This window comes from Microbacterium sp. Root322, assembly GCF_001425645.1.
Taxonomy (GTDB): Bacteria; Actinomycetota; Actinomycetes; order Actinomycetales; family Microbacteriaceae; genus Microbacterium; species Microbacterium maritypicum.
In genome coordinates this window covers 46,642-72,456 of the sequence record NZ_LMCS01000001.1, presented here as the reverse complement: position 1 = coordinate 72,456, position 25,815 = coordinate 46,642, and the positions used below count along the sequence as shown (strand labels likewise).

At 69.2% G+C, this 25,815-nt stretch carries 23 protein-coding genes; 8 read left to right on the top strand and 15 right to left on the bottom strand.

Annotated elements, in window-relative coordinates; genetic code table 11:
* Positions 1–33: 33 nt before the first annotated feature.
* The 3 genes from def to ASC55_RS00315 all read right to left on the bottom strand — a co-directional run bounded on the left by def (position 34) and on the right by ASC55_RS00315 (position 5,695).
* Positions 34–525, bottom strand: a complete 492-nt coding sequence (gene def / locus ASC55_RS00325; RefSeq protein WP_055872323.1) for a peptide deformylase — start codon at positions 523–525, stop codon at positions 34–36.
* A complete protein-coding gene (locus tag ASC55_RS00320; RefSeq protein ID WP_055867304.1) occupies positions 525–2,222 on the bottom strand; it encodes a MinD/ParA family ATP-binding protein in 1,698 nt (565 codons plus the stop codon). The genes def and ASC55_RS00320 overlap by 1 nt, the downstream gene beginning before the upstream one ends.
* A 65-nt stretch (positions 2,223–2,287) precedes the next feature.
* Positions 2,288–5,695 carry a pyruvate carboxylase gene (locus ASC55_RS00315; RefSeq protein ID WP_055867301.1) on the bottom strand — a complete coding sequence of 1,136 codons (3,408 nt, stop codon included), beginning with the start codon at positions 5,693–5,695 and terminating at the stop codon, positions 2,288–2,290.
* 93 nt (positions 5,696–5,788) lie between these two features.
* Here ASC55_RS00315 and ASC55_RS00310 point away from each other — a divergent pair, with 93 nt between their 5' ends.
* Complete coding sequence (locus tag ASC55_RS00310) at positions 5,789–6,601, top strand: ParA family protein (RefSeq protein WP_028501500.1); 813 nt, start codon at positions 5,789–5,791, stop codon at positions 6,599–6,601.
* 70 nt (positions 6,602–6,671) lie between these two features.
* On the opposite strand, the gene ASC55_RS00305 is transcribed toward ASC55_RS00310, so the two are convergent.
* The 3 genes from ASC55_RS00305 to ASC55_RS00295 form a co-directional block, all read right to left on the bottom strand.
* Entirely contained in the window at positions 6,672–7,217 is a 546-nt protein-coding gene (locus tag ASC55_RS00305) for a MerR family transcriptional regulator (protein ID WP_055867298.1), read from the bottom strand.
* 100 nt (positions 7,218–7,317) lie between these two features.
* A complete protein-coding gene (gene ftsR / locus ASC55_RS00300; protein WP_055867295.1) occupies positions 7,318–8,004 on the bottom strand; it encodes a transcriptional regulator FtsR in 687 nt (228 codons plus the stop codon).
* Positions 8,004–8,489 (bottom strand): FHA domain-containing protein, encoded by a 486-nt coding sequence (locus tag ASC55_RS00295; RefSeq protein WP_017830205.1) that lies wholly within the window; start codon positions 8,487–8,489, stop codon positions 8,004–8,006. The genes ftsR and ASC55_RS00295 overlap by 1 nt, the downstream gene beginning before the upstream one ends.
* 100 nt (positions 8,490–8,589) lie before the next feature.
* Here ASC55_RS00295 and ASC55_RS00290 point away from each other — a divergent pair, with 100 nt between their 5' ends.
* On the top strand, positions 8,590–9,237 hold the full coding sequence (locus ASC55_RS00290) for a copper resistance CopC family protein (protein WP_055872322.1): 648 nt from the start codon (positions 8,590–8,592) through the stop codon (positions 9,235–9,237).
* A 9-nt stretch (positions 9,238–9,246) separates the two neighbouring features.
* The gene (gene lpdA / locus ASC55_RS00285; protein WP_017830203.1) at positions 9,247–10,644 is read left to right on the top strand and encodes a dihydrolipoyl dehydrogenase; all 1,398 of its coding nucleotides are present in this window, start codon (positions 9,247–9,249) and stop codon (positions 10,642–10,644) included.
* A 66-nt stretch (positions 10,645–10,710) separates the two neighbouring features.
* Here the strand turns inward: lpdA and ASC55_RS00280 are convergent, their stop codons facing one another.
* From ASC55_RS00280 to ASC55_RS00255, 6 genes are all read right to left on the bottom strand, one after another.
* Positions 10,711–11,832: an FAD-dependent oxidoreductase gene (locus tag ASC55_RS00280; protein WP_055872321.1), complete on the bottom strand. Its 1,122-nt coding sequence runs from the start codon at positions 11,830–11,832 to the stop codon at positions 10,711–10,713.
* Positions 11,819–12,544, bottom strand: coding sequence for a methyltransferase domain-containing protein (locus ASC55_RS00275; protein ID WP_055872320.1), 726 nt, complete (start codon positions 12,542–12,544; stop codon positions 11,819–11,821). Before ASC55_RS00275 ends, ASC55_RS00280 begins: the two co-directional genes overlap by 14 nt.
* On the bottom strand, positions 12,541–13,701 hold the full coding sequence (locus tag ASC55_RS00270) for a type III polyketide synthase (protein WP_235563061.1): 1,161 nt from the start codon (positions 13,699–13,701) through the stop codon (positions 12,541–12,543). The genes ASC55_RS00275 and ASC55_RS00270 overlap by 4 nt, the downstream gene beginning before the upstream one ends.
* A 62-nt stretch (positions 13,702–13,763) precedes the next feature.
* Positions 13,764–14,378 (bottom strand): CYTH domain-containing protein, encoded by a 615-nt coding sequence (locus ASC55_RS00265; protein WP_055872318.1) that lies wholly within the window; start codon positions 14,376–14,378, stop codon positions 13,764–13,766.
* Positions 14,371–14,583, bottom strand: coding sequence for a hypothetical protein (locus tag ASC55_RS00260; protein ID WP_017830198.1), 213 nt, complete (start codon positions 14,581–14,583; stop codon positions 14,371–14,373). The genes ASC55_RS00265 and ASC55_RS00260 overlap by 8 nt, the downstream gene beginning before the upstream one ends.
* 49 nt (positions 14,584–14,632) lie before the next feature.
* Positions 14,633–15,103, bottom strand: coding sequence for a prepilin peptidase (locus tag ASC55_RS00255; RefSeq protein WP_055872317.1), 471 nt, complete (start codon positions 15,101–15,103; stop codon positions 14,633–14,635).
* 126 nt (positions 15,104–15,229) lie between these two features.
* Here ASC55_RS00255 and ASC55_RS00250 point away from each other — a divergent pair, with 126 nt between their 5' ends.
* The 3 genes from ASC55_RS00250 to ASC55_RS00240 are packed head-to-tail and all read left to right on the top strand — an operon-like array spanning position 15,230 to position 21,020.
* Complete coding sequence (locus ASC55_RS00250) at positions 15,230–16,018, top strand: hypothetical protein (RefSeq protein WP_017830196.1); 789 nt, start codon at positions 15,230–15,232, stop codon at positions 16,016–16,018.
* A complete protein-coding gene (locus ASC55_RS00245; RefSeq protein WP_055872316.1) occupies positions 16,015–17,553 on the top strand; it encodes a DNA polymerase Y family protein in 1,539 nt (512 codons plus the stop codon). The genes ASC55_RS00250 and ASC55_RS00245 overlap by 4 nt, the downstream gene beginning before the upstream one ends.
* Complete coding sequence (locus ASC55_RS00240) at positions 17,553–21,020, top strand: error-prone DNA polymerase (protein WP_055872315.1); 3,468 nt, start codon at positions 17,553–17,555, stop codon at positions 21,018–21,020. The genes ASC55_RS00245 and ASC55_RS00240 overlap by 1 nt, the downstream gene beginning before the upstream one ends.
* Positions 21,021–21,035: 15 nt before the next feature.
* Here ASC55_RS00240 and ASC55_RS00235 read toward each other — a convergent pair whose 3' ends face one another.
* From ASC55_RS00235 to ASC55_RS17545, 3 genes are all read right to left on the bottom strand, one after another.
* Positions 21,036–21,419: a hypothetical protein gene (locus ASC55_RS00235; protein ID WP_055867259.1), complete on the bottom strand. Its 384-nt coding sequence runs from the start codon at positions 21,417–21,419 to the stop codon at positions 21,036–21,038.
* 318 nt (positions 21,420–21,737) lie between these two features.
* The gene (locus ASC55_RS00230) at positions 21,738–22,112 is read right to left on the bottom strand and encodes a DUF2255 family protein (RefSeq protein ID WP_055867256.1); all 375 of its coding nucleotides are present in this window, start codon (positions 22,110–22,112) and stop codon (positions 21,738–21,740) included.
* Positions 22,113–22,145: 33 nt separating this feature from the next.
* Positions 22,146–22,790 carry a TetR/AcrR family transcriptional regulator C-terminal domain-containing protein gene (locus ASC55_RS17545; protein ID WP_055872314.1) on the bottom strand — a complete coding sequence of 215 codons (645 nt, stop codon included), beginning with the start codon at positions 22,788–22,790 and terminating at the stop codon, positions 22,146–22,148.
* Between the two features lie 186 nt (positions 22,791–22,976).
* On the opposite strand from ASC55_RS17545, the gene ASC55_RS00220 reads away from it, so the two are divergent.
* On the top strand, positions 22,977–24,212 hold the full coding sequence (locus ASC55_RS00220; RefSeq protein WP_055872313.1) for a hypothetical protein: 1,236 nt from the start codon (positions 22,977–22,979) through the stop codon (positions 24,210–24,212).
* On the top strand, positions 24,209–25,798 hold the full coding sequence (locus ASC55_RS00215) for an amidohydrolase (protein ID WP_055872312.1): 1,590 nt from the start codon (positions 24,209–24,211) through the stop codon (positions 25,796–25,798). Before ASC55_RS00220 ends, ASC55_RS00215 begins: the two co-directional genes overlap by 4 nt.
* Positions 25,799–25,815 lie beyond the last annotated feature (17 nt).

Here is a 25,815-nt window from a genome sequence, read left to right as displayed (position 1 = left end):
GCAGCTGCGGGGCCCTTCTTCATGCGCTGAGGATCAGAACCAGGCGCTTTCGCGCACCTCACGCATGGCGACCTTGCGCGTCTGCGGATCGAGACGGGTCAGGAAGAGCTTGCCGTCGAGGTGATCGGTCTCGTGCTGCAGCGCCTGTGCGAGCAGGCCGTCGCCCTCGAGGACGACGAGGTTGCCATCGAGGTCGATCCCCTCGACACGAGCCCAGGGATGACGCTGCGCGTCGTGCCAGAGTCCGGGGACTGAGAGGCAGCCCTCCCCCGTCGGCTCGGGCTCTCCGCGCACCTCGGTCAGGACCGGGTTGATCACGTAGCCGATGTCGCCGTCGATGTTGTAGCTGAAGGCGCGCAGAGCGACACCGATCTGGGGCGCAGCGACTCCGGCGCGACCGGGCAGCTCCACGGTGTCGACCAGGTCTGCCACCAGCGCACGCACTCCGTCATCGATCTCCTCGACCGGCGCACAGACCGCCCGCAGGACGGGGTCTCCGAAGATGCGGATCTCGCGGACGGCCATCAGGCGGCCTTGGCCCGCAGGCCCTCGACGAGCAGCGCGGCGAGTTCACGGGCTGCGATCCGCGTCTCCGGCAGGAGATTCGCGAACACGATGGTCCCTCCCCCGGCGATCTGCGGGTCATAGGGCACGCGGACGACGCTCCGCGCCCGAGTGGCGAAGTGCGCCTGCAACTCGTTCAGGCGCACGAGCGGCGTCCCCGGCGTCGACTGGTTGAGGACGACGATCGCCTCGCGCGCCTGCTCCTCATACCCGTTGGTCTCCAACCACGTGAGCGTCTCGGAGGCGAGCCGGGCTTCGTCGACGCTGAGACCGGAGACGATGACGATCTGATCGGCGAGATCGAGAGTCGCCGACATCACCGAGTGCACGATGCCCGTGCCCGTGTCGGTGAGGACGAGCGAGTAGTAGTGTGCGGCGACGCCGGCAACATCCCGGTAGTCGCTGTCGCTGAAGGCCTCGGCGATGCGAGGGTCGGCATCGGAGGCGAGGACGTCGAGGCGGGTCGCATCCCGGGCCACGATCGCGGAGATGTCGTGGTATCCCTTGACGTCGTCGTGGATCCGGACGAGATCGCGCACGGACTTGCTGTGGTGCGGGCGCACGATGCGCTCCGCGAGCGTTCCGCGGTCGGGGTTGGCGTCGACCGCGATCACACGATCCTCGCGGGCGTCGGCGAGAGCCATGCCCAGCAGCGCGGTGATCGTCGTCTTGCCCACCCCGCCCTTGCGGGACAGCACGGGGACGAACCGCGCTCCCCCGGCCAGTGGCGCCGCGATCCTCGCCGAGAGCGCCTTCCGCTCCCGCGCACGGCGACCGTCGCCGATGTTGATGCGCCGACCGGAGACGGCGTAGAGGAAATGACTCCATGCCCCCTCGGGCTCCGGCTTCGTGATGCGGTGCGGGTCGAGCAGCCGGTCGGCGGTGAGCAGATCGGCGGACTCGCGCGAGGACTCGCCCAGATCGTCCAGGCGCTTCGAGGTCAGCGTCACATCCGCTCGCGCTGCCGCCCGAGCGGGCTGCGGTACGACGGACCTCTCTTCAGGAGTGGACACGGTGGTCTCCTTCTCGGTGGCCGCCTGCACGGCGGATGCCGGTGCCGGCGGAGCCGTCTCGATCTCGGACCGAGCTTTGGCGAGGAACTGGGCGGCGGCGACTTCCTCCGCTGCGTGCTGGTCGGCGGTGTCTCGATCGTCGGCGATCGTCTCGGACACCTGGTCATCGACGACGACCGCATCGACGACGGCATCCGCGACGGGGGCCGATTCGAGTGCCGTCACCTCGATCACGATCGGTTCGATGACGAGCGGCTCGTCGATCACGCCCGTGACGACAGCCGGTTCCGCAGGAGGCTCGACCTCTGACGCCGCCTCGACGACCTGCGCTTCGTCCGGCTCCGCATCCTGCGCGACGGCGGCTGCGGCTGCGGGCACGGGGTCGGGACGGGGTGCTTTCGGAAGCGACTTCGTCTTCGTCGTCGATCCCACGGCGGGGGGCGGATCGATCACGAGGTCGCCGATGACCTCGCCGTCGACCACACCGTCGTCGGCGAGGTCATCGTCGTCGTCGCTCCTGGGCAGGGTCACGCTGACCTGGGCCGTCCCGCCGAGGATGCCGATCACTGCCGTGTCGAGAGACGCGGCTTCGTCGAGCACCCCCAGCGAGTTCTCCTCGGGGTCAGTGGTGTTCTTCGGTGTCACGATGTCGCTCCAAGCCTGCGCGGGCCTCGGGTGCACACGAATGCGCGGCCCTCGCCCGCACAAGATTAGTGCGCCGGGCGGATCACGACCAAAAGATCTCCTGCATCCACCTGCTGGGTCTCGGCGATCGCGTGCCGCTCGATGACGCCGTCGACGGGGGCGGTGATGGCCGCCTCCATCTTCATCGCCTCGATGGATGCGACGGGTTCGCCGGCCCGGACAGTGGCCCCGACCTCGGCCTTCAGAGTGACGACACCGGAGAACGGAGCGGCCACCTGACCCGGAACGGAGGTGTCGGCCTTCTCGACCTCGAGAGCGTCGACCTTGATCGAACGGTCGCGGACGAACACCGGGCGCAGCTGCCCGTTCAGAGTCGTCATGACGGTGCGCATGCCCTTGTCGTCGGCATCGCCGATGGCTTCGAGCCCGACGTACAGGCGCACACCGCGATCGATCTCGATCTGGTGCTCCTGTCCCGCGACGAGACCGTAGAGGTAGTCACTGGTGTCGAGCACCGAGAGGTCGCCGAACAGTTCCCGACGCTCGGCGAACTCCGCGGTGGGCGCGGGGAACAGCAGCGTGTTGAGGCGTGTCCGCCGCTCGGCGCTGGTTCCGGCGAGTGCTGCTTCGTCGTCTGCCGTGATCGCGGTGAGGCCGGTGCGCACGGAGCGCCCGGCGAGGACCTTGGTGCGGAAGGGCTCCGGCCATCCCCCGGGCAGGTCGCCGAGCTCGCCCGCCATGAAGCCGACGACGGAGTCCGGAACGTCGTACTTCTCGGGGTTCGCCTCGAAGTCGGCAGGGTCGGCCTTCACGGCCGCGAGGTGGAGGGCGAGATCGCCGACGACCTTCGACGACGGCGTCACCTTGGGCACGCGACCGAGGATGCGGTCGGCCGCGGCGTACATGTCCTCGATGAGTTCGAAGTCGTCGGCGAGGCCGAGCGCCTTCGCCTGCTGTCGCAGGTTCGACAGCTGACCGCCGGGGATCTCGTGGTGGTAGACGCGCCCGGTGGGGCCGGGAAGACCCGACTCGAACGGCGCGTACTGGCGACGGACCGCCTCCCAGTAGGGCTCGAGATCCGAGACGGCGTCGAGCGAGATCCCGCTGTCGCGCTCGGTGTGCGCGAGCGCGGCGACGAGAGACGACAGCGACGGCTGGCTCGTGGTTCCCGAGAGCGGCGCAGACGCGGCGTCCACGGCATCGACGCCGGCGGCACTGGCCGCGAGGAGCGTCGCGAGCTGACCGCCGGGGGTGTCATGCGTGTGCAGATGGACAGGAAGGTCGAATCGCTCGCGCAGTGCCGTGACCAGCTTGGCGGCGGCGGCCGGACGCAGCAGACCCGCCATGTCCTTGATCGCGATGATGTGCGCCCCCGCGTCGACGATCTGGTCCGCGAGGCCCAGGTAGTAGTCGAGGGTGTAGAGGTCTTCCGCCGGATCCAGCAGATCGCCGGTGTAGCAGAGCGCCACTTCGGCGACGGCGGTCCCCGTGTTGCGGACCGCCTCGATCGCCGGACGCATCTGCTCCACGTCGTTGAGCGCGTCGAAGATGCGGAAGATGTCGACGCCACTGGCAGCGGCCTCCGCGACGAATGCCTCGGTCACAGCCGTGGGGTACGGCGTGTAGCCGACCGTGTTGCGACCGCGCAGCAGCATCTGGATCGCCACGTTGGGCAGCGCCGCACGGAGTTTGTCGAGGCGCTCCCAGGGGTCCTCACCGAGGAAGCGCAGCGCGACGTCGTAGGTGGCACCGCCCCATGCCTCGACCGAGAGCAGACCGGGAGTGAGCCTCGCCAGGTACGGCGCCGCGGCGACCAGGTCCTTGGTGCGCACACGTGTGGCCAGGAGCGACTGGTGCGCGTCGCGGAACGTGGTGTCGGTCACCGCCAGGGCTGTCTGCGCACGGAGGCTGCGGGCGAAGCCCTCAGGTCCCAGTTCGAGCAGGCGCTGGCGCGAACCCGGCGCCGGCTCGGAAGTCAGGTCGACGGCAGGCAGCTTGGTGACCGCGTCGACGACGCCGGGGTGGACGCCGTGCGGCTTGTTCACCGTGACGTCGACCAGCCAGTTGAGGAGCTTCGTCCCGCGGTCCTTCGAGACGCGGCCGCGCAGCAGCTCGGGGCGTTCGTCGATGAACGACGTGCTGACGTCGCCCGCGATGAAGGCCTCATCTTCCAGGAGCGCCTGGAGGAACGGGATGTTCGTCGAGACGCCGCGGATGCGGAACTCCGCGAGAGCACGACGTGCGCGAGCGACGGCGGCCGGGAAGTCGCGCCCACGGCAGGTGAGCTTGGCCAGCATGGAGTCGAAGTGGGGGCTGATCTGGGCCCCCTGGTGGACCGTGCCGCCGTCGAGGCGGATGCCGGCACCGCCGGGAGAACGGTACGTGGTGATCTTGCCGGTATCGGGGCGGAATCCCTGCGTCGGGTCCTCCGTGGTGATGCGGCACTGCAGTGCCGCGCCGCGCAGATGCAGGTTCTCCTGCTGCAGGCCGAGGTCGGCGAGGCTCTGGCCGGAGGCGATCCGCATCTGGCTCTGCACCAGGTCGACATCGGTCACCTCTTCCGTGACCGTGTGCTCGACCTGGATGCGCGGATTCATCTCGATGAAGACGACCTCACCGGTGCGCTCCCCCGCCGTCTCGAGCAGGAACTCGACCGTTCCGGCGTTCTCGTAGCCGATGGAGCGGGCGAAGGCGACAGCGTACCCGTGCAGGGCAGTGCGCACACTGTCGTCGAGGTTCGGCGCCGGAGCGATCTCCACCACCTTCTGGTGGCGTCGCTGCACCGAGCAGTCACGCTCGAAGAGGTGCACGGTCTCGCCGGTCTTGTCGGCGAGGATCTGCACCTCGATGTGCCGAGGGCGAACGACCGCCTGCTCGAGGAACATCCGTGCGTCGCCGAAGGCGCTCGCGGCTTCCCGCATCGCCTCGGCGAGAGCGGGAGCGAGGTCGCCTGCGGTCTCGACCCGACGCATCCCGCGCCCTCCGCCGCCGGCCACGGCCTTGGCGAACAGCGGGAATCCGATGTCCTCGGCCTGCGCCACCAGAGCCTCGACGTCGTCCGATGCCTCGGTGGAGCGGAGGACGGGGACCCCGGCCTCGATCGCGTGACGCTTCGCCTCGACCTTGTTGCCGGCCATCTCGAGAACGTGGGCAGGAGGTCCGATGAACACGATGCCGTTCGCTGCGGCCTTCTCCGCGAGCTCCGGGTTCTCGGAGAGGAACCCGTAACCGGGGTAGATCGCATCCGCACCGGACTCGAGCGCGACGCGGATGATCTCGTCGACGTTCAGGTATGCGCGCACAGGATGCCCGCGCTCGCCGATCTCGTAGGCCTCATCGGCCTTGAGCCGGTGCACGGAGCCGCGGTCTTCATGTGGGAACACCGCGACGGTGCGCGCCCCCACCTCGACCGCCGCACGGAAGGCACGGATCGCGATCTCGCCGCGATTCGCCACAAGGATCTTCTGGAACATGCACACCTCTGGGAGCTCGATGCGCAGCGTTTTCGATGCGCATGGGGCGGGGCTGAGTGTTCCCCCAGCCTAGGGGAAGGTAACGTGGTGTCCGTGCACGTACTCAGCGTCAGCTCTCTCAAGGGAGGCGTCGGCAAGACGACCGTGACACTCGGGCTGGCCTCAGCGGCTTTCGCCCGAGGAGTCCGGACTCTCGTCGTCGACCTCGACCCGCAGTCCGACGTCTCCACCGGGATGGACATCCAGGTGGCCGGACGTCTCAACATCGCCGACGTCCTGGCGAACCCGAAGGAGAAGGTCGTCCGTCAGGCGATCACCTCCAGCGGCTGGGCGAAGGTGCACCCCGGAACGATCGATGTCCTCATCGGCAGCCCCTCCGCGATCAACTTCGACGGTCCGCACCCGAGCGTGCGCGACGTGTGGAAGCTCGAAGAGGCGCTCGCATCCGTCGAGGCCGACTACGACCTCGTGCTCGTCGACTGCGCACCGTCTCTGAACGCGTTGACCCGCACCGCATGGGCGGCGAGTGACCGCGTCATGGTCGTCACCGAACCCGGCCTGTTCTCCGTCGCCGCGGCCGACCGTGCCCTTCGCGCGATCGAGGAGATCCGCCGCGGCCTCTCGCCTCGTCTGCAGCCTCTCGGCATCGTCGTGAACCGCGTGCGCCCCCAGTCCATCGAGCACCAGTTCCGCATCAAGGAGCTGCGCGACATGTTCGGGCCCCTCGTGCTCTCCCCGCAGCTGCCGGAGCGCACCTCGCTGCAGCAGGCGCAGGGTGCCGCCAAGCCGCTGCACATCTGGCCGGGAGATTCCGCGCAGGAGCTCGCGGCCGACTTCGACCAGCTGCTCGACCGGATCATCCGCACCGGACGCATCGCCGTCCCCGAGAGCGGTCAGCAGAGCTGACGCTCTCGGACGCACACAGCGAAACGGCCATCCTCTTCGAGGACGGCCGTTTTCTGTATGACGCGAGAGGTCAGGCGGTGCGCTTGGTGCGACGCGCCGACAGTTCGTCGACGGGGTCGGGAGCGGTCGCATCGAAGGCGACGAGCGTCGACTCGACCTCTCGGAGCACCTTGCCGACGGCGATGCCGAACACTCCCTGACCACGGCTGACGAGGTCGATGACCTCGTCGTTCGAGGTACACAGGTAGACCGAGGCTCCATCGCTCATGAGCGTGGTGCCTGCGAGGTCACGGATGCCGGCGCGGCGGAGCTCGTCCACGGCCGTGCGGATCTGCTGCAGCGAGATGCCGGTGTCGAGAAGGCTCTTCACGAGCTTGAGGACGAGGATGTCCCGGAAGCCGTAGAGCCGCTGCGAACCGGAACCGCTCGCTCCGCGGACCGTGGGCTCCACCAGCTCGGTGCGTGCCCAGTAGTCCAGCTGTCGGTAGGTGATGCCGGCGGCACGAGCAGCGACAGCGCCGCGGTATCCGACCTCGTCATCCATGGCGGGGAGACCGTCGGTGAAGAGGAGTTCGGGTACGAACCGCGGGTCGCCTGTGAGCTCATCCGCATTCATCTGAAATCCTCCCTGGAACGGTTATCTTCCACGGTAGAGCAGTGCCTGGGCACCGGCAATCACATCCGTGGGACGGCGAAGGTGTGTCGCAATCAGTTCGTTACGAAAGCACTCGCGAGAGTGCGTCCTTGACGAAGAGCGAGCGCACTTCATCGATGCGCGAGGCGAGCTCGGGGGCGAGCTCGCTGGCCTTCGCACGGGAGGCGGCGTCGGTCCTGCGCAGCAGCGCGGACATGGCCGATTCGATGAGGGCGACCTCGCGTTCGGCGCCCTGGCGCAGCGAGCGGAGGTGCCGCGGCTCGATGCCGTGACGATCCAGTCCGACGAGACCGCGCAGCAGCGTGACCGTCGCCTCGGGGTAGCTCTCCTGAGCGGTGATGACGCCGGTGCTGATCGCGTCGTTGAGAAGCTGGGGCCCGGCTCCGGCAGCAGCCAGGAGCTCGTCGCGGCGATAGCGGCGCGGGGTCGGAGCGATCGACGGCGGCGGCACGAGCGCGGTCGCATCCCCGCCGGCGTCGGCTTCATCGAGCTGTTCGCGGATCACGCTCAGCGGCAGGTAGTGGTCGCGCTGCAGCGTGAGCCCGAGACGCAGCCGCTCGATGTCGGAGGCCGAGAACTTGCGGTAGCCGGACTCCGTGCGAGACGGGGTGACGATCCCCTGCACCTCGAGGAAGCGCAGCTTGCTGGAGGTCAGGTCGGGAAACTCCGGGGTGAGCCGTGCGAGCACCTGGCCGATACTCAGCAGGCCCGCGGACGCAGAGCGTTCGCGGGCGGGAGAGGCCGCCATCAGGCGTTCGCCGCCAGGCGGTCGTGCGGAGAGGCGAAGAAGTTCAGTCGGAACTTGCCGACACGGAGTTCGGAACCGTCCACCAGCGCGCTGCGGTCGACGCGCTCACCGTTAACGTACGTGCCGTTGAGCGAACGCTGATCGATGATCTCGAACGTCGACCCGGTGCGAGTGATCTCCGCGTGACGACGCGAGACCGTCACGTCGTCGAAGAAGATGTCGGCCTCGGGGTGACGGCCGACGGTCGTCACGTCGGTGTCGAGAAGGTATCGCGCTCCGGCGAGAGCGCCGGAACGGACCAGCAGAAGCGCCGATCCCGCGGGCAGAGCGGCGATCGCCGTCTGCTCGACGTCGGTGAGTTCCACTCCGAACGGCACGAACGACAGATCGGAATCATGTCCGAACGTCTGCGTAACGTCGTGTCTCTGCTCACCGGAACGGTGGATCGCGGCTTCTCCGGCCGGTCGGCTGTCGCTGTCAGTCACTGTGCCCTCCTGATTGTCCAGACTAACGGATGCCGAGCCGCTCGCGGGAGGCCGCTTTCACACTCAGCGGTCCCATACCGAGGATTCATAGGCTGTACTCGTGAAGACCAAAGCTCTGAGCCGCTCGGCTGCCCCGATCGCCCTCGCCGCGACACTGCTCGCCGCCTTTCTCGTTCTCCTCTCCCCGGTTTCGGCTTCGGCGCACGACGCGCTCGTCTCGTCGTCGCCGGCGGCTGATGAGTCGGTCGATGTCGTGCCCGCCACGCTGACGCTCACCTTCAGCGCGAAGCTGATCGGCGGTGAAGGCTCCACCGAGGTGGTCGTGACCGACCCCGACGGCAACCAGGTCACCGACGGCCCGGCGGCCGTCGACGGCGCGATCGTCACCCAGCCGCTGAAGGGATCGGGACAGGCCGGCGCCTACCACGTGATCTGGAAGGTCGTCTCCAGCGACGGGCACCCCACGTCGGGCGAGTACTTCTTCACGGTGACGGTCGGCGACGCAGCGACCACGGATGAACCCACCGCGGCACCGACGACGGCCGCGCCCACCGCGGAGCAGACCGCCGCTCCCGAGGTCACCAGCGCGCCGAGCACGGACGCAGACGACTCCGCCGGCACCTCCGCGGCGATCTGGATCGTCTCGATCGTCGCCGTCCTTGTCGTCGCCGGCGTGGTCGTCTGGATCGTCATGAGCCGCCGTCGCGGCACGACTCCGACCGATTCCGACCCGTCCTCCGAGCGATAGGCTTAAGGCATGCCACACTACGACGTCGTCATCCTTGGTGCAGGTCCTGGCGGATACGTCGCTGCGGTTCGCAGCGCGCAGCTCGGTCTCTCCACCGCCATCATCGAGGAGAAGTACTGGGGCGGTGTCTGCCTCAACGTCGGCTGCATCCCCTCCAAGGCGCTCCTGAAGAACGCGGAGCTCGCACACACCCTGAACCACAAGGCGGAGTTCTTCGGTATCTCCGGCGAGTTCACGATCGACTTCGGCAAGGCCTTCGACCGCAGCCGTGAGGTCGCAGAGGGCCGCGTCAAGGGCATCCACTTCCTGATGAAGAAGAACAAGGTGACCGAGTACAATGGTCGCGGTACCTTCACCGGCCCCAAGGCGATCTCGGTCGCCAAGGCCGACGGCCAGGTCGAAGAGGTCACCTTCGACAACGTCATCATCGCCACCGGCTCCAAGGTCCGTCTGCTGCCGGGTGTCACGCTCAGCGAGAACGTCGTGACGTACGAAGAGCAGATCATGACCCGTGAGCTGCCCGAGTCGATCGTCATCGTCGGCGCCGGCGCCATCGGCATGGAGTTCGCCTACGTCCTGACGAACTACGGCGTCAAGGTCACGATCATCGAGTTCCTCGACCGTGCGCTGCCCAACGAGGACGCCGATGTGTCGAAGGAGATCACGAAGCAGTACAAGAACTACGGCGTCGACATCCTCACGTCGACCAAGGTCGAGTCGGTCGTCGACAACGGCTCCTCCGTCACCGTCACCTACACCGGCAAGGACGGGCAGCAGAGCTCGATCGAGGCCGGCAAGGTGCTCATGTCGGTCGGATTCGCCCCGAACATCGAGGGCTTCGGCCTCGAGAACACCGGAGTGAAGCTGACCGAGCGCGGCGCCATCGACATCGACGACCACATGCGCACCAATGTCGAGGGCATCTACGCCATCGGCGACGTGACCGCCAAGCTGCAGCTCGCCCACGTGGCCGAGGCTCAGGGCGTCGTCGCTGCCGAGACGATCGGCGGCGCGGAGACCCAGACGCTGGGCGACTACCGCATGATGCCGCGTGCGACGTTCTGCTCTCCGCAGGTCGCGTCGTTCGGTCTCACCGAGCAGCAGGCCAAGGACGAGGGGCGCGAGATCAAGGTCGCCACCTTCCCGTTCATGGCGAACGGCAAGGCGCACGGCCTCGGCGAGCCGGTCGGCTTCGTCAAGCTGATCGCCGACGCAGAGCACCTCGAGCTCATCGGCGCCCACATGATCGGCCCGGACGTGTCGGAGCTCCTGCCCGAGCTGACGCTCGCTCAGAAGTGGGATCTGACGGCATTGGAGCTGGCCCGCAACGTGCACACGCACCCGACGCTGTCGGAGGCGCTGCAGGAGGGCTTCCACGGCCTCGCCGGCCACATGATCAACTTCTGATCTCTTCCTCCCGAAGGCCCGGTCCGCGATACGCGGACCGGGCCTTCGTGCGTCCAGGAACCTGGGTCAGAGACCGCGCATCGTGAGCAGCCCTGCCGTCCACCCGCGCAGCGGCGCGGATCCGAGCGCCCGCATCAGCAGCTCCCTGCAGCGCACGACCGCGATGGATGCCGGAGCACCCATCGACATGTAGAACGACGAGCGGCGCTGCGCCCGCGCCGCCGATCGGTGCGCCTCTCGCGCGAACGCCGAGAAGTCGGGGGTCCGGCTCGGCAGCCCCTGTGCGAGCTCTGCGGCGAGACGGACGGCATCCATCCATCCGAGGTTCATCCCCTGCCCGCCGATCGGGCTGACCTCGTGCGCGGCGTCGCCCAGGAGCACGATCCTCCCCCGATGCAGCCTCGTCGCCGTGTGCTGCGCGGCGACGAACGACGCGGGCTTCAGGTCGGGCGCGAGTTCGAGGTCGATTCCCGTGCGCATCCGGATCGCCGCCCGGAAGTCCTCGATGCTGCCGAGGACACCGCTCCCCGCATCCCGCACCACCCATCGCCGGCGCCCGCCCGGGAGGGGGAACGACTCGACGAGACCCTCCGGTTCGCAGTGCAGCACGGCACGTGCGTCCGGTGTCGCATCGCCCGCGTCTGCCATGGCATAGGAGGCGCGTCCCGCGCGGGAGCGCCACCCGGCACCCACCTCGTCGCGGAATCGACTGCGCACGCCGTCCGCGACGACGACCACGCTGGCCGAGAGCTCGTGCGGCCCCTCGGCGGAGTCGGCCGTGACCCGCACGGCATCCGCGCTCTGGCAGATGCTGCGCACGGTGCATCCGCAGATCAATGCGTCCGCGGAGAGCGAGTGCAGCCGGGCGCGCAGCAGGGCGTCCGTTCGCGGCTGCGGAAGGATCAGGACCGGGCGATCAGGGGCGAAGGTCAGCGACGCCAGACTCCGTCGACGGCTGCGCACCTCGCCGCCCTCGAGCCGCAGCGCCTCCGCCCGCACCGCGGTGCCGATGCCTGCGGCATCCAACGCTTCGAGCCCCGGGCGGTGGATGCCGATGGCCCTGGTCCGATCGTCGGCGTGCGTCCGGCGTTCGCAGACCGCGACCCGCATCCCGTCCTGCACCAGCAGACAGGCCAGCAGCAGGCCGACCGGCCCCGCGCCGACGATCAGCACGTCATGGTCGGGCATGATCACCCTCCCACCGCAGTTCCAGGCGAGAGGGCACACCCCCGCGGACGGTCCACCCGGCAGGGGCGATCGCGGCGAGCTCGGCGGCTGTGTACGAGCGGCGGATGCTGAGGAGGCCGTCCTCGCGTATGAACGAGTCCGCCAGCAGCGTGGTCGAGATGGTCCAGGTGGCCGCGGCGAACAGCGCGTAGGCGGTGCGGCTGCGTGCGATGTCATGATGCGACACCAAACCGCCCGGAGCGACGAGCTGCACGGAATCGCTGAGCACGGTCGTGAGTTCGGCGTCATCGAGATGGTGCAGCACGTGATTGGACAGCACCACGTCGTAGGTCTCGCCCGCGGCCACGAGTTCGGTCGTCAGGGCGCGGCGATACTGGATGCCCGCGCCGCCGTCGTGCGCCGACGCCCAGCGGATCGCCCGCTCGTCCGCGTCGAGAGCGGTGATCTCCGCGTCGAGACCGTCCTGACGCAACCGCCAGGCGAGCAGCCGGCAGAGGTCTCCCCCGCCCGCCCCGACGTCGAGGATCCGCAACGGCCGGGAGCGCTGCGCGCGCGGTCGGATGTCGCGTCGGTACAGGGCCCCCGGCCGGGAGACCAGGGCGTTCACGAACCCGAACCGTCCGTAGGTCCGCGCCAGCATCCGTACGTCGGCGTGCGGATCGTCCATCAGCTCGCGAGCCTCGGCGTCCCGCGTCGTGAGGTCCGGCCTCATGACCCGGGCGAGGCGACGACGGTCATCAGCGCGCTCTCCGCCGTCAGACCGGGACCGAACGCCATCGCGGAGACCCGGTCGCCGTCGCTCGCCCCCTCCACCTCCAGGATGCGCTTGAGGACGAACAGCACGGTCGCACTGGACATGTTGCCGTTCTCCCGCAGCACGTCCCTGGCCGGGCGCAGCTGCGCATCGCTGAGGCGTAGCCGCTCCTGCACCTTGTCGAGGATGCTCCGCCCGCCGGGATGGATGGCCCAGTGCTGGACCGCATCCCCCACGCTGCCGGCCTCGAAGGCCTCGCCGAGCCCCTCCTCGGCGCCGTACAGCGGCCGGAGCGCACCGATGATCGTCTCTCCGATGATCTGCGGGACGGCCGTGGAGAGGATCATCTCGAAACCGGTGTCGCCGATCGTCCAGGCCATGTCCTTCTCCCCCTCCGGCGCGATGGCGGTGTGGAAGCGGTCCAGGCGCAACCCGGTCGACGCAGACGGGAGATCGCGCGCGGTGACGATCCCGGCGGCCGCACCGTCGGCGAACAGGGACGACGCGACGATCGTGTCGGGATTCTCCGAGGAACGCAGGTGCAGAGTGCACAGCTCGACGCTCACGACCAGGACCACGGCGTTCTCATCCGCGGCGCAGAACTGACTCGCGGCCCGGAGCGCAGGCATCGAGGCGTAGCAGCCCATGAAGCCGAGGTGGAAACGCTGCACCGCGTCGGACAGCCCGAGCGCACGCACGATCTCGTACTCCGGCCCCGGGGCATGGAACCCTGTGCAGGAGACCGTGATGACGTGGGTCACATCGGCCGGCTCGAGGTCGGGGTCGGAGTCGATCGCCCGCCGGGCGGCCTCGACGAAGAGCTTCGTGGCCTCTCGGGCGTAGAAGTCGTTGCGCGCCTTGGTGCCGGGGGCGAGCAGCATCCCCGATCCGCGGTCGAAGAACACGGGGTCTGTCGCTTCGGAATCCAGCGACAGCTCGTCGATCACGGTGTGCCGGGTGTCGATGCCCGAGACGTTGAACGAGGTCGTGACGATGCGCTGCGCCAGCCGCCCGAGGCCGGGCTGCTGCGCGAAGACGTCACGCACCTGATCCTGGACGAGAACAGTATCGGGGACGATCGTCTGCAGCGATCGAAGCACAGGCGGTCGGCTCATGGTGCCACTCAAGCACTGCGCACCGCCCGGGGGGAAGGGGTTGCGCGCGACCGCGGTCTGCCCTAGAAGCCGAGCGCCCTGGCGAGCTTGGAGTCGGATGCCGATTCGCGGCCTCCGGCAGCCAGCACCGCCTGCTCCACCGCCGCGAAGAACGCGGTGCGTCCCGCCTCATCAGCCGGCGCCGCGGGCCCCAGCTCCATCTCCCACTCACGCCATTCGCGTTTCACGTTCTGGCGCAGGTCGCTCGCTCGCACCCGGTCGTCGACGAACTCGGCGACGACGCCGTCCGGGCCGGTGAGCAGATAGGCGGTGCGGTCGTTCTCGATGCGGGCGAGTGGGGTGAGCGGTGCGCTCGTCCACTCCGACACGGTCGTGGCGACCGCAGAGGGGAGCGCGTCGCCCTCCCCTAGAGGCCAGCCGAGCTCGAGTCGACCGTCTCCCTGTCGGGGACCTTTCACATGCCAGCCCTCGTCCGGCCCGCCGGTGCGACGACGCAATGCCACGCCGGCGCGCGAAAGCGTGCCGTCAGCGGTGTCGAAGTACTGGGCGTCCAGCGTGCGCAGCACACCGGGGCTGACCGCGTCGACGCCCGGGAGCGCCTCCCATCGCGGCAACGGGGTCTCCGGATCGACGTCGTACTTGCGCTCGACCTCGACCGTGCGGGAGGGCTCAGTCATCGTCGAGCGTGAGGTCCTCGAGAGACTCTTCGAACCAGTAGTCGATCTCCGTGGGGCCGTCGGCGGGGCCGGTGTTCTGCGGCTCGCCGCGGCGGTTGTAAACCACCTGCGTCTCGCTGTAGGGAACGATCAGCTTGTCGTCCGCGTCGCCGAGGGGGATGATCTGCCCGTCGAGCGGGCCGCCGTGAAGTCGTGCGAGTGCCATGTGCTCAGGGTAGCGCCGTCGTCGCGGTATCGGTGCAGGGCAGGCGGAATCAACCGAGGACGACACCGAGAAGGGCGCCGGCGATCATCCAGGGACCGAAGGCGATGCGGGTGGAGCCGTTCGCTCTCCGCAGCAGGATGAGCACGAGCGCGTAGAGCGCTCCCAGCACGAAGGCCGCGGCCGCCCCGATCGCGAGTGCCTGCCAGCCGTGCCAGGCCAGCACCAGCCCGATGACGGCGGCGAGCTTCACGTCTCCGCCTCCCATCCCTGCACGGCTGAGCGCCCGCAGCACCGCATAGAAGCTCCCGAGGATCACCATTCCCAGGAGGGCACGAACGAGCGGTGCCCCCTGCCCCGCGGCCAGGGCGTCGACGGCGACGAGCGCGAGCAGGCAGCCGAGCGTCGGCAGCACGATCCTGTTCGGGAGGCGATGCGTGCGGGCGTCGATCACGATGAGCCACGCGCCGACGCCGATCAGTGCGGCGTGCACGAGGGCGATGAGGGCGAGCCGGATGTCCATCCCCGCAGGTTAGGAGATCGGCGGACCTCGCTCCGACTCCCTGTGGAGAACCCCTGGCCGATGTCCGATGTACGAACTATCGTCATTCACGCGGGTTGTTATATTAGAATATATCTTCGAGAAAGGATGCAGGTGATCGGGCTCGATGCAATCGCCTCGCTCTCTCCGGCGGGCGACTCCCGCGCGGGAGAAGTGCTGCGCCTGCGTCGCGAGATCAACCGGATGCAACGACGGCGCAGCGAACATGCGCTGCTCCCCCTCGACCCCGCCTTCGCCGCGCTCCTTCCGGAGGAGGGACTGCAGACCGGCACCTCCTACACCGTCTCCCCCTCGCCGAGCCTCGTCCTCGCACTGCTCAGCGCCGCATCGCAGAAGGGGCTGTGGTGCGCCGTGGTGGGCATGCCGACCCTCGGCGTCGAAGCCGCCGCCGCTTTCGGCATCGACCTCGCACGCCTGATCCTCGTCCCCACCCCCGGAGACCGCTGGTTGGCGGCGACCTCCGCCCTGGCCGAGGTCGTGCCCCTGATCGTCGTGGCCCCGGGCGCCCGCGCACGAGACGCGGATGTCGCTCGGCTGAGCGCGCGCCTGCGCGACCGCGGGTGCACGCTCCTGGTCACCGAGTCTCCCGTCACCGAACGCTGGCCGCAGAGCGAGGGGACGATACGCCTGCACGATCCGCACTGGCACGGCCTCGGCGCCGGCTGGGGGCTGCTCTCCGACTGCACGGTGACGGTGACGGCGCAGACGCGGCACAGCCCCCGCCCGTCGAGCGTGCGGGTGCAGCTGCCGGGAGGACACGGGGCCGTCGAGGCCGTCGGGGTCGAGCTCGCTGCACTGCCCGCACGACCGGCGGAGTCCGTCGCCTCACGCGAATCCGCACCACCGGAGCTCCTGCGATGGGCGGAAGCCGGATGAGCAGCCCGCTCCGCGTGCTCGTGCTGTGGTTCCCGGATTGGCCGATGCGGGCCGTCCTCGGCAGCGCGCCCCCGCATCCGCCCACCGCCCTGGTGCAGGCCAACACGATCGTCGCCTGCACCGCCTCCGCCAGAGAGCATGGTGTGCGCACCGGTCAGCGCCGCCGGGTCGCGCAGGGCCACCTCTCCTCGCTGCGTGTGCTCTCCCACGACCCCGATCGAGACGAACGCGCCTTCCTGCCGGTGCTGCACCTGATCGAGAAGCACGCCCCCGGAGTCACGCTGCTGCGCCCCGGGCTCGCGATCCTCCGCGCCAGGGGCCTCTCCCGCTATCACGGAGGAGAGGCGGAGGCCGCGGAAGCACTCACCGCCGTCCTGACGGAGGCCGGCTTTCCCGAGGTGCGCGTGGGTGTGGCCGATGGCCCGTTCACGGCCGAGATCGCCGCACGGGGTCCCATGCCCTGCACGGTCGTGCCGCCAGGAGGTTCACGGGAGTTCCTGGCGCCGTACCCCGTGCAGGTGCTGCGCGACGAGCAGGTCACCGGCCTCCTCGTGCGGCTCGGAGTGCGCACTCTCGGCGAGTTCACCGCCCTCGCACCGCTCGATGTGCGCGATCGTTTCGGCGAGCACGGTGCGCGCCTGCAGGCACTCGCCGCCGGCGCCGACTCCCGTCCGCTGACACCGCGCCCTCCCGACCCTGAGCTGGTGCGCAGCATCGAGTTCGACTCCCCGCTGGGCGGAACCGATCAGGTGGCGTTCGCTGTGCGTCAGACGGCGGATGCGGTGCTGCTCGCTCTCGGTGACGCCTCGCTCGTCTGCACGGAGGTGCGGATCGACCTGACCGACGACAACGGGGTGGTCTTCTCGCGGTCCTGGCTGCATCCGACCTGCTTCGACGCCTCCGACCTCGTCGACCGGGTGCGCTGGCAGTTGGAGGCGCTGGCCGCGCAGTCCGCGAAGGATCCGGTCGACGAGGCACGAGCGTTCGGCGGCATCGTGGCGGTGCGCATCATCCCGGCCGCCGTCGACGATGCCGCGCACCACCAGCCCGGCCTCTTCGGATCCGGCACCGATGAACGCCTGCACCATGCGGTCTCGCGCGTGCAGACCATGCTCGGCCACCAGGGCGTGGTCACAGCCGCTGTGGCGGGCGGCCGCTGGCTCGCCGATCGCCAGGTGCTCACCCCCTGGGGCGAGCGCACGGTACCCCCGCGCGACCCCGGATCCCCATGGCCGGGCAGCCTTCCCGACCCGCTGCCCGCCGAGGTGTTCCTGCCCCCGCGCCCCATCGGGGTGCTCGCCGCGGATGAGAGCACCATCAGCGTCGATGAGCGCGGGGCTCTCTCGGGCAAGCCCGCCCGCATCGACGGAGCCGCCGTGCAGGCCTGGGCCGGCCCCTGGCCGGTGCATGAGAGGCGCTGGACCTCCGGCGGTGGGAAGCGAGGGCATCGCCTCCAGATCATCGACGCCCACGACCGCGCGTGGCTGGTCTTCCACACCGGCGAGCGCTGGTGGGCCGAGGGGAGGTATCGCTGATGGGCTGGCACAATCCGCCCCTGTCCTGGAACGACCTGGAGCGCACCCTCAGTGGCGAGGAGTCACCCCCGTCGCCTCCTCCTGCCGCCGAGCCCCGGGGGCAGCGGACGGATGCAGGGCCGGTGAGCCATCGCCGCAAGCGCACCCCTCCCGTCGCCATCCCCCGTCCCGAGAGCGCGGTCCCCTATGCCGAGCTGCACGCTCATTCGTCGTACTCGTTCCTCGACGGTGCCTCCTCCCCCGAAGACCTCCTCGCCGAGGCCGATCGCCTCGGGCTGACCGCTCTCGCCCTCACCGATCACGACGGCTTCTACGGCGCCGCGCGCTTCGCCGAGGTGGCTGATCTCATGGAGAGCCCGCTGCAGACGGTGTTCGGGGCAGAGCTGTCGCTCGATCTGCCCGCGCCGCAACGAGGCTCCGCCGACCCCGCCGGCGAGCATCTGCTGGTCCTCGCCCGAGGCATGGAGGGCTATCACCGGCTCTCGGGGGCCATCACCGCGGCACAGCTGCGCGGCGGTGAGAAGGGACGCCCGGTGTACGACCTCGACGATCTCGCCGCGCGTGCAGACGGGCACTGGACGATCCTGACCGGATGCCGCAAAGGTGCCGTGCGCCGCGGGCTCGAGGCGGGAGACGCGCGCGCCCCGTTGCGGTCGCTCGTCGATCTGTTCGGGAGCGACCACGTCGTAGTCGAGCTCTTCGACCATGGTGATCCCCTGGACACCCGTCGCAACGACGCCCTCGCCGAGCTCGCCGGTCGGATGCGACTGCCGATGGTCGCGACCAACAACGTCCATTACGCCACCCCTGCGCAGGCGTCGCTCGCCGAAGCCGTGGCCGCGGTCCGCGCGGTGCGCAGCATGGACGAGCTCGACGGCTGGCTGCCTGCGCACGGGGGCGCGCATCTGCGCAGCGGTGCCGAGATGTCGGCGCGCTTCTCACGCCACCCCGGAGCGATCTCGTACGGGCTCGAGCTGGCCGCGGCATCCGCCTTCCCCTTGCGCCTGGCGCGACCGGCACTGCCTCAGCAGAAGGTGCCGGCGGGGCACACACCGATGACGTGGCTGCGCCACCTGGTCTGGGAGGCCGTGCCGTCGAAGTACCCGCGAATGGACGACGACGGTCGCCACCGGATCGCCCGCGAGCTCGACGTGATCGAGGAGAAGGACTTCCCCGGGTACTTCCTCATCGTGCACGGCATCGTCACCGAGGCGCGCAGACGCGGCATCCTCTGCCAGGGGCGGGGGTCGGCTGCGGCGAGCGCGGTCTGCTACCTGCTGGGGATCACCGCGGTCGACCCGATCCTCTACCGCCTGCCGTTCGAGAGGTTCCTCGCGACCACGCGGACCGAGGAGCCCGACATCGACGTCGACTTCGACTCCGATCGCCGCGAGGAGATCATCCAGTGGGTGTATGCCGAGTACGGCAGGGAACGTGCGGCCCAGGTGGCCAACGTCATCCAGTACCGCCCGAAGAACGCGGTGCGCGACATGGCAAGAGCGCTCGGCCATTCCCCCGGTCAGCAGGACGCCTGGTCCCGTCAGGTCGATGGCTGGGGCGCAGGACTGGAACCCGTCGAGGGGCACGACATCCCCGAGAAGGTGCTCGCCTATGCCGGTGAACTGTTGAAGGCCCCCCGGCATCTCGGCATCCACTCCGGCGGCATGGTGCTCACCGCCCGTCCCGTCGGCGAGGTCGTGCCTGTGGAGCACGCCCGTATGGAGAACCGCACGGTCATCCAGTGGGACAAGGACGACTCGGCCTTCATGGGCCTGGTGAAGTTCGATCTGCTGGGGCTCGGGATGCTCGCCGCCCTTCAGCACTGCTTCGATCTGATCCGGGAGAGCACGGGCGAGGAGTGGACGCTCGAGACCATCCCCAAGGAGGAGCCCGCGGTCTACGACATGCTCTGCCGTGCGGATTCGATCGGGGTCTTCCAGGTGGAGTCGCGCGCGCAGATCGGGCTGCTCCCCCGCCTGCAGCCCCGGGCCTTCTACGACCTCGCCATCCAGATCGCCCTCATCCGCCCCGGCCCCATCCAGGGCGGCGCGGTGCATCCATTCGTGCGGCGGAAGATGGCCAAGGATCGCATCGACGAGGAGAACCGGGAACGGGCGACTCGCGGCGAGGCGCCGGTGGAGTTCGCGATCCCCTACCCGCACAGCGATCTGGAGGACATCCTCAAGCGCACGCTGGGCATTCCGATCTTCCAGGAGCAGCTCATCCAGATGGCGACGGCGATCGGCGATTGCACGGCCGATGAGGCCGACCTGCTGCGTCGTGCCATGGGATCCAAACGCGGCCTGGAGAAGATCGAGAAGGTCAGGGACAAGCTGTACGCGGGGATGGCCAGGCGGGGCCTGGTGGATGAGGCCGCCGATCGCATCTACGCGCAGATCCAGGCATTCTCCAATTTCGGATTCGCCGAATCGCACTCCCTGTCGTTCGCTCTCCTCGTCTACGCCAGCTCCTGGGTGAAGCTGCACTACCCCGCAGCGTTCCTCGCCGGCCTCCTGCGCTCACAACCGATGGGCTTCTATTCCGCAGCGACCCTCACCGCGGATGCGCGGCGGCATGGGGTCGAGGTCCGACGTCCCGATCTGCACGTCTCGGGGGCGACGGAGACCCTGGAGCCGCTCGTCGACGGCGCCCCGCGAAGGCCGACGGGTCGGGACGGGTGCACCGCCGACCTGCAGCCGCCCGCGCTCCGCTTCGATCGGGATGCGCCGGACGAATCGGCCGCGCACCGCAGGGACGGGAACTCCGCGGTACGGCTGGGGCTCAGCGGCATCCGTGGGATCGGTGTGCCGATGGCGGAGAGGATCGTCGCCGAACGCGACGCGAACGGCCGGTACCGGGATCTGAACGACCTGGTGCGGCGAACGGATGCCACCGCCGCACACGTGGAGGCTCTGGCCACCGCCGGCGCTTTCGACTGTCTGGGCCTGGAGCGTCGCGAGGCCATCTGGCTGGCCGGTGCGGCGGCAGACGACCGCTCCCGGTTCCTGCCGGGGACGACGGTCGCCGTGCAGCCTCCGCTGTTCGCCGACCAGACCAGCTACGAGCGCCTCTCCGCCGACCTGTGGGCGACCGGTGTGTCGACCGACGATCATCCGATGGCGCACTTCCGTGAACAGCTGCGCGCCCGCGGTGTGCTGACGGCACTCGACCTGCGCGGGCACGAAGTGGGTCGACGCATCGAGGTCGCCGGTCTCGTCACCCATCGTCAGCGACCGGCGACGGCCGCCGGGATCACCTTCGTGAACCTCGAGGACGAGAGCGGCCTGGTGAACATCGTCTGCTCCGCCGGGGTGTGGAACCGCTACCGCCGCGTCGCCAGGGATTCACCGGCGCTCATCATCCGCGGCATCCTGGAGCGATCCACCGAGGGCGTGATCAATGTGCTCGCCGATGGCTTCGAGGACCTGCGCACCGGTCTCACGCACCGCTCCAGGGACTTCCGTTGAGGAGGACCCCCCGACTCACCAGAAGCGCTCTGACTCCTCCATCGGAGGACGGTCGACTCCACCCCATCTGTCGGCTTCGGCCTTCGCGGCATCGGCAGCCGCGTCGGCTTCGCGCAGAGCGACCTTGGCGCCGGTCGGGCCGGGCCCGAGGGGATCGACGAGCAGCGTGGTGTGCGCGCCTGCGTCCCCCATCGTCACGGTGCACCGCAGGACTCGCCCGATCCAGCGGGAGAAGTCGCCGCTCGGGTCTTCTGCACGTCGGTAGCGGATCCCCGTGTCGAGGTCGACGAGGGTGAGGACCACCGGTTCATCGGTGAGCGGATCGGCCTGCTCCGTCACCTCGATGCGGTGGCCGTGAGCGATGGCGACCTGAGCGGAGAGCACGAGCAGTCTGTCCATGAGTCCACCCTAGGCACGCCCGTCAGGAAGGCAACAGGGCGTCCATGCGAGTAACATTCGTAGATTTCTTTGTCCCCCAAATGGCGGACAAGGGGATTAAGCGATATTCTGCTCGGGTAGCGGGGGCTACGAGGCTGATGGACTGGGGAATCAGCCGTGAGCGCAGCGAGATCTTCGCCGCCTCCCCTACCGTCCGGGAAGGGCGGTGAGCCCTCTCGACGGCACCGTCTGGGGCGGGTCATCGAGAGGGCCATTCTCCCCGGTGGGCCTGTCGGGCCACGACTCGCCGAGCAGAGCCCTGTCGCGCAGAGTTCCGGTTCAGTCGAGCGGGATGACCTCGAGCGTGTTGGACCGCACCGGCTCCTGACCCATCTCGGGAGCGTACGGGCTGGGCGTGTACTTGCGGAGATACTCGGCATCGATCGCGGAGTTGATCGCCTCGTCGGTGATCCGCTCGAAGCGGACATCCTTGGTGACGCCACCCGCCGAGACGCGGCCGCGCAGACTGGCGAGAGCCGGGGCGTACCACTTTCCCTCGAGCCCCGTGTAGGAGCGGACGAAGAGTCGCCCGTCGACGGCGACCGCCCAGATCCCCACCGTCTTCGGCGTCGTCCCGTCTTCGAGCTGCGCGGAGAGATCGAACATCTCCGGCTCGGCGATGCGCGCGAGCTCTTCAGTGTTCCAGGTCGTCATGAGTCCTCCTCGGTCGATACGGCAGAGTGCATGCTACGTCAGATCGCGCCCGGCCTCACGATCGACCGCGGGTGGGGCATCGATGAGACGCATGCGCAGCGAATCGAGGAGAAGACCGACGCCGAGTTCGAACGTGCGATCCGACCGGGCGGTCCCCCGTTCCGCGCCGTCGATGAGGCGACCGAGCGTGCGTGTCGGCCCGCCGGGCTGCCAGACCTCGTCGGGAGATGCGAGATCGAGACCGAATCCGATCGCGAAGGCGTCGATCACCGCGATGACCGAGAGCACCTCGTCATCGGCGAATCCTCCGTCGACGAGCACGGAGGCGAGGTCGTCGTATGCGGCGATGACCGCCGGGTGCGTGATCGTCTTGCCCACGAGCAGCGGCACGAGCTGCGGATGATCCGCGTACATCCGACGCTGGGTGCGCAGCACGGTGAGCACGAACTCCTCCCAGTGCTCCCCCTGCCATTGGATGCGGTAGCCCTCCATGAGCTGTCCGCGCATGAGTTCGAGGATCCCCTCCATACCGTCGACATGGTTGTAGAGCGACGACGGCCGCACTCCGAGCTCGCGAGCGATGGCGTTGACTCCGAACGGCTCGCCTGCTCTGGCCAGCGCGAGGCCCGCGGAGCCGATGATCTCCGGGGAAAGAAGCGGTGAGGAGGGCCTCGGCATCGGAAGCTCGCTTTCTCCGGATGACCGGATCGTGAAATTCGGGGTTCCGCGGAAACCCTCTCCTGTGCATAATAATGAACACCATTCGTTTACGAACACCATTCGTTTACGACGTCGTGCCCCATCCGATGCACGTCCGCCGACTTCCCCTCCGCGCACAATGCCGTGCCGACTCCCTGGAGCCCCATGACAACTCTCGATCTCCGCACGCGAATCCCCCTCCGATTCCCGACAGCGACGGCGACCTTCGCCGTCGGAATCGCGGGATACCTCGGCGTCAACCTGTCGCCCTACATGATCACCGCCGCGCAGACGGGGCTGGGCCTCGACATCCTCGCCGCCAGCTGGCTCGTCACCGCGACGCTCCTGCTCACGGCGGTGACGGGCCTGGCGATCGCCCCCCTGTGCGCCGGCGTGCATCGCCGGGCCGTCGCACGCGCGGGCCTCGGTCTCGCCGTGGTGGGTTTCACGATCGCGGCCCTCGTGCCCGCCGCCATGCTTCCGGGACTCCTCCTCGGCGGGGCCGGAGCCGGTGGCGCGGTCGCCGCGTCCGGGGCGGCGCTCGCGGCCTTCCGCAACCCGGACAGGGTCGCCGGCTTCAACGGACTCGCGAACCGCGGCATCATCACGGTGGTACTCGCCGTGATCCCCCTGATCGGACTCGCTCCGATCGATGTCTTCGGCGCCCTCGCACTGTTCAACCTGATCGGACTCATCGCCTCGGCGTGGCTCCCCGCTGCGCCGGTCGTCGCTCCGCAGGCGGGAGCGGCCGTCGCCGAGGCGATGCCGATCGAGATCCCCCCGACCGGGACGATCCGCACCTCTCCCGCCCGTTCGCGCACCGTCACCCTCGCCGGCTTCGGGCTCCTCCTCGTGTTCGCACTTTGGGCGGCCAGCGAGGATTCGCTCTGGGCGATGGCAGGCGTCATGGGCGCGGAGCAGGCCGGTTTGACACCCGAGGGACTCGGCATCGCGCTCAGCGGCGCCACGGCCGGCGGACTGCTCGGCTCACTGCTGCTGATGATCGTCGGAGCGCGCTTCGGGCGTGCCGTCCCCCTCGTGATCCTGCTGATCGCCGGCGGCGCACTCAAGATCGTGGAAGGGTTCGTGACCGACCCCACCACCTTCATCGTGGTGTTCATCGTCTGGAACTCCGTGTATGCGATCGCGTTCATGTACTTCGTGTCGACATCGGCGGCGCTCGACGCCGACGGCCGCTGGTCGGGCCCTCTGCTCGCCGTCTACCTCGTCGGTTCGGCACTCACTCCCGTCATCGGCGCCGCGCTCGTCGGCGCTCTCGGATACCAGGGCTTCGCGATCGCTCTCGGCGTCGCGAGTTTCGTCCTGGCCGTGCCCGCCGGGGCGATCGCCCTCGTATCGACACGTCTGGAACGCATGACCGCACAGGAGATCGACGCATGACCCGCACCCTTTACCGCAACGGCCGCATCTTCACCGGCGACGAGTCGCGCTGGGCGGACTCCCTCGTCGTCGACGGCGAGGAGTTCATCCACGTCGGCACCGAGGACTCCGCGCCGCCCGCCGACGCCGCGGTCGACCTGGGAGGTCGCATCGTCCTTCCCGGCTTCACCGACGCGCACACCCACCTGCTCATGATGGGCGAGGCGCTCGGACAGGTCGGACTCACCGATGCGCACTCGCTCGAAGAGATCCAGCGCCGACTGCTCGCCGCGCGACGCACAGCGCCCGGCGTGCTGCGCGGACGCGGCTGGCTGTTCGACGCGATCCCCGGGGGCGAGCCGACCGCGGCCATGATCGATGAGGTCGTCGCCGACATCCCGGTCTACCTCGATGCGAACGACTACCACTCCTGCTGGGTGAACACGGCGGCCCTCGCCGAGCTGGGAATCGCAAGAGACACCCCCGACCCGATCGGTGGACGCATCGCGCGCGACGCGCTCGGCGAGCCGACGGGGATGCTGTACGAGACGGCCGCGCAGCTGCACGCGTGGGCTCATCGTGACGCGACCACGACCGATGCCCAGCGGGACGCGGCGGTCGAGCGGGTCGTGTCCGCCTATCTCGCCGCCGGTGTGACCGGCGCTGTGGACATGGCCTTCGACGAGCTCGGGCTCGCCGCGCTCGGTCGAGCGGCCGAGCGCGATCGGCTCCCGCTGCGCATCGCCGCGCACTGGTTCGTCGCGAACACCGGAGACGACGCCGCGAACCTCGCACAGGTCAGACAGGCATCAACCCACGCTTCGGGAACGACGGCGGGGGTACGGGTGCTCGGGATCAAGCTCGTGCTCGACGGCACGATCGACGCGTGCACGGCGGCCATGGGCGCCCCCTATGCCGATGGCACCAACGCCGAGCCGATCTGGCCCGCCGAACGACTGCTGCCGGTCGTCGCGGCGGCCGATGCCGCGGGACTGCAGATCGCGATGCACGCGATCGGCGACGCGGCGAGCGCGCTCGCCCTCGATGCGATCGAGCATGCCATCTCCGTGAACGGCGAGCGCGCGCGCCGTCACCGGATCGAGCACCTCGAGTTCGCGGCGGCAGGGACGGCGGAGCGGATGGCGCGACTGGGGGTGACGGCATCCATGCAACCCGTGCACGCCGACCCCGCGATCTTCGCCAACTGGACGGCACAGGTCGGCGACGAGCGCGCTGACCGCGCATTCGCCTGGTCGGAATACGAGGAGGCCGGTGCGCTTCTCGCCTTCTCGACCGATGCACCGACAGCGCCGCACGAGGCCCTCGCCAACATGTACGTCGCGGCCACCCGCGCCTCGGCTCTGGCTCCGGGTACACCGGCGGTTCACCCGGAACAGGCCCTCCCGCTCGAGCGAGCCATCGCGCACGCCACTCGGGATGCGGCGGCGTCGATCGGCGATGGGAGCTGGCGCGGTCGCATCGCGGTCGGCCACGCGGCAGACTTCGCCGTTCTCGACGTCGACCCGTTCGCGGCGGATCCGGCGACCCTGCTCACGACGCGAGTGGTCCGGACCGTGATCGCGGGCCGTACGGTGCACGAGGCCTAGCGCTCGGCAGCCCCTCA

Excerpts from the sequence above, each read along its gene's own strand:
- def (WP_055872323.1), bottom strand. The coding sequence starts at position 525 with ATGGCCGTCCGCGAGATCCGCATCTTCGGAGACCCCGTCCTGCGGGCG.
- ASC55_RS00315 (WP_055867301.1), bottom strand. The coding sequence starts at position 5,695 with ATGTTCCAGAAGATCCTTGTGGCGAATCGCGGCGAGATCGCGATCCGT.
- ASC55_RS00305 (WP_055867298.1), bottom strand. The coding sequence starts at position 7,217 with ATGAATGCGGATGAGCTCACAGGCGACCCGCGGTTCGTACCCGAACTC.
- ftsR (WP_055867295.1), bottom strand. The coding sequence starts at position 8,004 with ATGGCGGCCTCTCCCGCCCGCGAACGCTCTGCGTCCGCGGGCCTGCTG.
- lpdA (WP_017830203.1), top strand. The coding sequence starts at position 9,247 with ATGCCACACTACGACGTCGTCATCCTTGGTGCAGGTCCTGGCGGATAC.
- ASC55_RS00280 (WP_055872321.1), bottom strand. The coding sequence starts at position 11,832 with ATGCCCGACCATGACGTGCTGATCGTCGGCGCGGGGCCGGTCGGCCTG.
- ASC55_RS00275 (WP_055872320.1), bottom strand. The coding sequence starts at position 12,544 with ATGAGGCCGGACCTCACGACGCGGGACGCCGAGGCTCGCGAGCTGATG.
- ASC55_RS00270 (WP_235563061.1), bottom strand. The coding sequence starts at position 13,701 with ATGAGCCGACCGCCTGTGCTTCGATCGCTGCAGACGATCGTCCCCGAT.
- ASC55_RS00265 (WP_055872318.1), bottom strand. The coding sequence starts at position 14,378 with ATGACTGAGCCCTCCCGCACGGTCGAGGTCGAGCGCAAGTACGACGTC.
- ASC55_RS00260 (WP_017830198.1), bottom strand. The coding sequence starts at position 14,583 with ATGGCACTCGCACGACTTCACGGCGGCCCGCTCGACGGGCAGATCATC.
- ASC55_RS00255 (WP_055872317.1), bottom strand. The coding sequence starts at position 15,103 with ATGGACATCCGGCTCGCCCTCATCGCCCTCGTGCACGCCGCACTGATC.
- ASC55_RS00250 (WP_017830196.1), top strand. The coding sequence starts at position 15,230 with ATGCAGGTGATCGGGCTCGATGCAATCGCCTCGCTCTCTCCGGCGGGC.
- ASC55_RS00245 (WP_055872316.1), top strand. The coding sequence starts at position 16,015 with ATGAGCAGCCCGCTCCGCGTGCTCGTGCTGTGGTTCCCGGATTGGCCG.
- ASC55_RS00240 (WP_055872315.1), top strand. The coding sequence starts at position 17,553 with ATGGGCTGGCACAATCCGCCCCTGTCCTGGAACGACCTGGAGCGCACC.
- ASC55_RS00235 (WP_055867259.1), bottom strand. The coding sequence starts at position 21,419 with ATGGACAGACTGCTCGTGCTCTCCGCTCAGGTCGCCATCGCTCACGGC.
- ASC55_RS00230 (WP_055867256.1), bottom strand. The coding sequence starts at position 22,112 with ATGACGACCTGGAACACTGAAGAGCTCGCGCGCATCGCCGAGCCGGAG.
- ASC55_RS17545 (WP_055872314.1), bottom strand. The coding sequence starts at position 22,790 with ATGCCGAGGCCCTCCTCACCGCTTCTTTCCCCGGAGATCATCGGCTCC.
- ASC55_RS00220 (WP_055872313.1), top strand. The coding sequence starts at position 22,977 with ATGACAACTCTCGATCTCCGCACGCGAATCCCCCTCCGATTCCCGACA.
- ASC55_RS00215 (WP_055872312.1), top strand. The coding sequence starts at position 24,209 with ATGACCCGCACCCTTTACCGCAACGGCCGCATCTTCACCGGCGACGAG.